At 43.1% G+C, this 4,868-nt stretch carries 4 protein-coding genes and 1 pseudogene; 1 reads left to right on the forward strand and 4 read right to left on the reverse strand.

Features of this window, described 5'->3' with window-relative positions; genetic code table 11:
* Positions 1–71 precede the first annotated feature (71 nt).
* The 4 genes and pseudogenes from VXP95_RS15205 to puuE all read right to left on the reverse strand — a co-directional run.
* Positions 72–1,307 (reverse strand): annotated as a pseudogene (locus tag VXP95_RS15205) (nucleobase:cation symporter-2 family protein); the annotation flags it as partial.
* A 29-nt stretch (positions 1,308–1,336) separates the two neighbouring features.
* On the reverse strand, positions 1,337–1,657 hold the full coding sequence (gene uraH / locus VXP95_RS15210; protein ID WP_416712337.1) for a hydroxyisourate hydrolase: 321 nt from the start codon (positions 1,655–1,657) through the stop codon (positions 1,337–1,339).
* Positions 1,654–2,157, reverse strand: coding sequence for a 2-oxo-4-hydroxy-4-carboxy-5-ureidoimidazoline decarboxylase (gene uraD / locus VXP95_RS15215; protein ID WP_416712338.1), 504 nt, complete (start codon positions 2,155–2,157; stop codon positions 1,654–1,656). Before uraD ends, uraH begins: the two co-directional genes overlap by 4 nt.
* 142 nt (positions 2,158–2,299) lie before the next feature.
* Positions 2,300–3,262, reverse strand: coding sequence for an allantoinase PuuE (gene puuE / locus VXP95_RS15220; RefSeq protein ID WP_416712339.1), 963 nt, complete (start codon positions 3,260–3,262; stop codon positions 2,300–2,302).
* A 309-nt stretch (positions 3,263–3,571) separates the two neighbouring features.
* Here puuE and VXP95_RS15225 point away from each other — a divergent pair, with 309 nt between their 5' ends.
* A complete protein-coding gene (locus tag VXP95_RS15225) occupies positions 3,572–4,621 on the forward strand; it encodes a Rieske 2Fe-2S domain-containing protein (RefSeq protein ID WP_416680135.1) in 1,050 nt (349 codons plus the stop codon).
* Positions 4,622–4,868: the final 247 nt, after the last annotated feature.

The following is a 4,868-nucleotide window of genomic DNA, read 5'->3' on the forward strand; positions in this document are numbered from 1 at the left end:
GTTTTAGGAGTATGTTTATTCATTTTGAAATTATAGGACTGAATAAACCTTATAGGCTAGGTTTGTGCAACAAAGCCGGTTTGCACCCATTTTGGAAAGTTGGCATAAAAGGAATGATCAATAATTGGAATCATGCCTGCTGCAATAGCCGTCGCGACAATAATGAGATTTTTTTGCTCGTTATAATCAATTTTAGCCAAGGTACGAATTCCGCTCGCAGCAACGGTTCCAAAAAGCACCAGACCCGCTCCACCCAGTACAGGTACAGGAATGGCAGCAATCAAACGCCCCATAATTGGCAGTAAACCCAGTACGACTAAAATCATGCCACCCGCAGCGACCACAAAGCGGCTTTTAATTCCGGTAATAGCTACTAAACCCACATTTTGCGCAAAAGCACTTTGCATGAAGGAACCAAAAACCGGTGCCACCGCACTCGATAACATATCGGCACGCAAGCCATTCGAGATACGATCCGCATCCACTTGGGTACCTACAATCTCACCCACTGCAATGATATCTGCTGTGGTTTCGGTCATAATCACGAGAGTAACGATGAGCATGGAAATAATGGCAGTGAGCTCAAAAGTCGGTAGCCCAAAGGCGAAGAAGCTGGGTACCTGAATCCATGTTCCATTCGCAACTTTAGAGAAATCACCAAAACCAAATAAATAGGCCACTACTGAACCAAAAACAATTGCCAGAAGAATAGACAAGCGACGAATCGCAGCATGTCGGCTCAGATTCAGGCAGATGACAAAAGCCAATGTCATCAGTGCCAGACCAATATTTTCGACACTTCCCCATTCTGGTGCCTTGGGATTGCCGCCCATCATCCATCGGACTGCTACAGGTAATAAAGACAAACCAATGATAGTAATGACGCAGCCGGTCACTACAGGAGGAAAGAAACGGATAATTTTGGAAAAATAAGGTGCCAGAAAAAAACCGATCAATGAGGCGACAATGACTGCACCGTAGACGGCTTGCAAACCACCGCCTGTAGTCACAATCGCCACCATCGTCGCAACCCCGGCAAAAGAAACTCCCTGCACCAAAGGTAATTTCGCGCCAATATATTTCACCCCAACGGTTTGCAAAATTGTAGCTAAACCACCCACAAATAGCGCCGCTGCAATCAATAATCCAATTTGATAGGCTTCTAGGCCGGCTGCCGTTCCCACGATTAAAGGTGGTGCAATAATTCCACCATACATGGTCAGTACGTGTTGTAAACCATAAGCTGCACTTTTTCCCGCACCTAAATATTCATGTTCAGGTGATATTGTTTTACTTTGTTCTGTCATTTTTCTCACCTCAAAGTCAAAATATAAAATCAGCTTCCGCGATATGTGGAGTACGCGAATGGGCTGATCAGTAAAGGAATATGAAAATGCTGGGATACATCTTTTATATAAAAATGAATGACTGCTTTAGGAAAAAAAGTTTCTAATCCCAAACCTTCAAAATAGGCAGATGTAAAAAACTCAAGACTATAGATACCTGTGTTTAAATCGACCATGCCAAAATCACTGACGCGGCCGTCTGTATTGGTTTTTGCTTCCCTGATCAGGCGACCGTCTTCTGAAAATAGTCGAACGACCACGTCTGTTGCAGGTTTTCCCAGATGCGTATCCAGAATATGTGTGCTAATCATGCATGAAGCTCCTGAGCCAGTCGTGACAAGGCAATTTCTGCCAGTTGTTGATGCACAATACATTTCTCAATCTCTGGATCATTCAGCAAGCGAGATATCAGGGCGTGAAGAACGTCTTCACTGCTCAATCCAGCGGCTTTGATCAGAAAGATAAACCCATATTTTTTTTCATAGGCAAGATTGCCTTTAAGCAGTGCAAGCCGGGTATCATCATCTGCGGCAATGCCGGATTGTTCATGATGGGAAAAGTCTTTTTCTATTTCACTTAATTCAGCTTGTGCTTTTTTCTCGCCTATACGGGGATGATTATCCAGCGCAGCTTTAATCTCATCCCAGTTCCAGGTCGCTGCTTGTTGTTGCGCTGCACTCAAAACCTCCTCAAGCGCTGCATAAGGACGCTTTGCGACAAGCTCGGTTGACCAACTGGGTATTTGCACGCAGTGCTTTAAAAAGATCATCGCCTCTTCTATTGATGCTTGATTAAATTCAAAGAGTTGCACTATTCAATCGCCTGATTATCTGGAATGATTATTTAAGGCAAGTTTTGCAATAATAGTGCCAAAGCTGAGTTTTCATGATTTTCATAAAGTACATGACTCAAAAAAGAGCATTTAAACTGATATTTCCAAACATATTTTATGATTATGGCGCATGATGGTTATACCAGTGCTCGGCAATATCCCCACGGCGGCAAATCCAGACCTTGTCATGATTTTGAATGTAGTCCAAGAACCTTTGTAGTGCTTTAAAACGTCCCGGCCGTCCTAAAATACGGCAGTGCATGCCAATCGACAGCATTTTTGGCGCAGTTTCACCTTCGGCATAGAGCACATCAAAAGCATCTTTGAGATATTGATAAAACTGTTTCCCGCTATTAAAACCGCCAGGTGAACTGAATTTCATGTCATTGCTATCCAGGCTATAAGGAATAATCAAATGCGGACGTGTTTCCCCTGCCTGATTAGTCAAGGTGCTCCAAAATGGCAAGTCATCCCCATAGTAATCAGCGTCATATTTGATTTGAGGAAATTCAGCCAGAAGTTGACGGGTATTCGGACTGTCCCGACCGGTATACCAGCCGATTGGTGCCTCATCAAACAGGCTTTCCAGAACACTGATCGCCTGATCCATATACTGACGTTCGAGTTCAATTGGCATGTCCTGATAATGTAGCCAGCGCTGCCCATGTGAAACGACATCATAATGAGCGGCTTTAATCGCCTCGACTACATAAGGATTACGTATTAAGGCCATACCGACTCCAAAGATGGTCATCGGCAAACCACGTTTCTGGAACTCCTGATGAATGCGCCAGAAACCTGCACGTGAACCATATTCGTACATCGAATCCATCGACATATGTTTATCTGGAAAGCTGGCAGCACCAATGATTTCAGATAAAAACTGTTCTGACCCTGTATCGCCATGTTCAATGTGGTTTTCACCACCTTCTTCATAATTCAGTACAAACTGTACCGCGACACGCGCGCCGTTTGGCCATTGCACTTTTGGTGGTTCGCCATGATAACCAATCAGGTCACGCGAATAAGGTGCACTGCGAATGCTGTCAATAAGTTCTTGTCCGCGTAAGTAGCTAGTCGTCACATCAATTCCTTGTCGATTCTAGTAAATGATCAATGGTCTATACGCGTGATAAGCAATTTATGCGCCAAAGTAGAGCATTGAAACTGAGAGCACGCTTTTTAAAAAAATATTTTCAGCGAGATTTAAGCTTAGAAATATCCCACCTCAATATTTGCGTGGTTGAATATAAAAAAACTGGAAAGATGTTTATTTGTTTTCAATCGCCGGTCAGTGTTCTGATTTACGCAATCCTGTGTCCTGTTAATTGAAATTTCATAGAACACATTGCTGTTTTATAGTCCAGCTAAAGGTCACGAAACAGAATCCACCATGAATACAAATATCGCCACTTTTAGTCCCGACTTACCAGTCCATATGACATTCGAGGAACATGACTGGCATCTCTTGGCTCAGCACTGGTATCCGATTGCTCTTGCGCGTGATATTACAGACCAGCCAACAAGTAGCATGCTGCTTGATATGCCGCTGGTGATTTATAAAATGAACGATGAACTGGTGGTGGCGAAAGATGCATGTCCGCATCGCGGTGTACCTTTAAGCTTGGGGAAAAATGACGGCCAGGGCGTGGTGTGTCGTTATCACGGTTTACGCTTTGGCAGTGAAGGTAAATGCAACCGTATTCCTGCCCATCCTCAGCATAAAATATCGGAGCGCTTCCATCTAAAAACTTATGCTGCGGTAGAAAAATATGGTCTGATCTGGTGTTCGTTAAGTGCCACAAAAGATGCAGAACCTCATATTCCTCATATGCCTTTTTGGGATGATGCTGAGTATCAGCAACTGGTCTGTCCTCAGATAGACATTCAATGTTTTGCAGGAAGACAGCTCGAAGGTTTTATTGATGTGGCACATTTTGCCTGGGTGCATCCCGATACTTTTGGCGATCCGGACGATGTAGAAGTTCCTGAGTATAGTACGACAGAAACAGAGGTCGGTTTTAACGCAGATTACATCAGCAGTGTAGGACGTTATCCGATCGGAATCGAGCAGCGTGGCCAAGAAGATTTTAAATGGTTACGTCATTTCGAAGTCAGCCTACCCTTTACTGCAACCCTTACGATTCATTTTCCGAATAATGCCAAGCAGGTCATCATGAATGCGGCTTCACCGATGACTGCACGTTCAACACGACTTTTTGCACCTATTTGCCGCAATTATGATAAAGATTTACCGGTTGAAGATGCCTATGCATTTAATATGAAAATCTTTGAAGAAGATCGTGTCATTGTGGAAAACCAGAAACCTGAATATTTACCTTTGGACTTATCTTTAGAAGCGCATTTTCCGGCAGATCGGAGTTCAAGCATGTATCGGAAATTGTTACGCAAACAGGGATTTAGTCCATTATTTGCAATGTAGAAATTTAAGTACAAGAGCAGCGACTTGAGACAGATTTTTCAATATGTCTCTTTTTCCGCTATAACCCTCCACAGTACTTTTCCAGGATGGGCCTGTGTCATAAGTGCCTTATCTGACTTTAGCGGATTGAATTGTTTCCGAGCATAATATGTGTTCCGAACTAAAAAAACTAGGACTTACGCACTATTATTTATAGATTTTCTGTGGCAGCAGATGATTCTTATCGAGAATAAATTCATCAATAAAG

The organism is Acinetobacter sp. 226 (genome assembly GCF_048147925.1).
GTDB lineage: Bacteria > Pseudomonadota > Gammaproteobacteria > Pseudomonadales > Moraxellaceae > Acinetobacter > Acinetobacter pecorum.